The organism is Cupriavidus sp. 01L45, from assembly GCF_056399885.1.
In genome coordinates, this window is sequence record NZ_JBFTSG010000169.1 from 1 (window position 1) to 584 (window position 584).

Annotated in this window: 1 pseudogene; it reads right to left on the reverse strand. The window is 64.9% G+C overall.

Features of this window, described 5'->3' with window-relative positions:
• Positions 1–481 (reverse strand): annotated as a pseudogene (locus AC1DT6_RS40565) (SagB family peptide dehydrogenase); the annotation flags it as partial.
• Between the last annotated feature and the right edge of the window lie 103 nt (positions 482–584).

A 584-nucleotide genomic window follows, 5' to 3' on the forward strand; every position in this document is an offset into this window, starting at 1 on the left:
TCTTCGTCAAGGTGTGCAGTAGCCGGCCTGCGGCCCTGCCCGAGAGGTCGATCACGCCAGCGTCGCCCAACGCGCGCAACAGGGCGTCCCCAACGCGGCGGTCGGAAAGGGGAAGCTGGTCAAGGAGATGCGCGACATTGCGCTCGCCGTCCATGGCGCGCATTAGCCTTGCCAGCACGGCGCCTGCGCCAGCAACGGCGACCTCGCGCCGCATGCCATGAATTAGCATGCACCCGGGTTGCGGCTCAAATACCGGCTCTTCGTACCGCAGGGCGAAGCGCATGCTGCCGTCATCGTCGATCCAGCTACGCACAAAGGCGGAGAGTGTGGGGCATAGGGTGCCGATGTCCGGGCCAGCAGTCGGCGTCCAGATCGACTGCCTGCTTTCAGACAGCCCATCTATCAGCAGTCCGGAATCGAAGACGTATGAGACCGCCGTTTCATCGCTAATGGTCAACCGAAAGCCAGCGAGTTCAGGCATTTGGTGAAGCGCCGGCGTAGCAGCGGTAGCTGTTGCAGTCGCACCGGCGCGCCGTGCCGCGTCCGCGAGCCGGTCACGAAATGCCGCCTGGCCGGCGAGGTCT